This window comes from Shewanella sp. SM32 (assembly GCF_025654235.1).
GTDB classification, from domain to species: Bacteria; Pseudomonadota; Gammaproteobacteria; order Enterobacterales; family Shewanellaceae; genus Shewanella; species Shewanella oncorhynchi.
The window spans coordinates 1-908 of the sequence record NZ_JAKKRO010000161.1 but is presented as its reverse complement, the minus strand read 5'-3'; the positions used below and the strand labels follow the sequence as shown (position 1 = coordinate 908).

Annotated in this window: 2 rRNA genes; both read right to left on the bottom strand. The window is 46.5% G+C overall.

What is annotated here, in order from left to right:
- Window positions 1–374: ribosomal RNA gene (locus L5M10_RS23925) — 23S ribosomal RNA — on the bottom strand; the annotation flags it as partial.
- A 362-nt stretch (window positions 375–736) separates the two neighbouring features.
- Window positions 737–908 (bottom strand): 16S ribosomal RNA (locus tag L5M10_RS23920); the annotation flags it as partial.

Genomic DNA, 908 nt, shown 5'->3' with positions numbered 1-908 from the left:
GTGTCCCGCCTTACTCGTTTTCATCAATGGTTAGTTTTCATGTACGGGGCTATCACCCTGTGCCGCTGCGCTTTCCAACGCATTCCACTAACACCCCACTGACTTAAGGGCTAATCCCCGTTCGCTCGCCGCTACTAGGGGAATCTCGGTTGATTTCTTTTCCTAAGGGTACTTAGATGTTTCAGTTCCCCTCGTTCGCCTCGCAACACTATGTATTCATGTTGCGATAACAGCTTATGCTGCTGGGTTCCCCCATTCGGACATCGTTAGCTCAAATGCTTGTTACTAGCTCGCCAACGCTTTTCGCAAGTTACTACGTCCTTCATCGCCTCTGACTGCCAAGGCATCCACCGTATACGCTTARTCGCTTAACCATACAACCCAAATGAGTTTCACTCATCTGCGYCGCATTGCGACCAGCTTGGTTTTACTTGTCTCACTTCTGACCAAAGAAGTGGACGCGCCTTAGACGTAAACTATTCAATAAAGAATAATTTACTATTGAATATTCAAGACACTTAATAAAGTGTTTGAGAACTCATGTTCAATGCTTGCGCATTAAACGTTTTGTAATTAATTACATGACAGACTCATGCAATTAAATACTATCAGCTTTCCAAATTGTTAAAGAACAATGCGTACCGGCTAGCGGCGCATTCAGCTCTGACTTCTCCTAAGAGAAGATAAACAAGCAATCTGTGTGAACACTCAACAAACATTAAGTTAGTCGTATAGGTAAGGAGGTGATCCAGCCCCAGGTTCCCCTAGGGCTACCTTGTTACGACTTCACCCCAGTCATGAACCACAAAGTGGTGAGCGCCCCCCCGAAGGTTAAGCTACCCACTTCTTTTGCAGCCCACTCCCATGGTGTGACGGGCGGTGTGTACAAGGCCCGGGAACGTATTCAC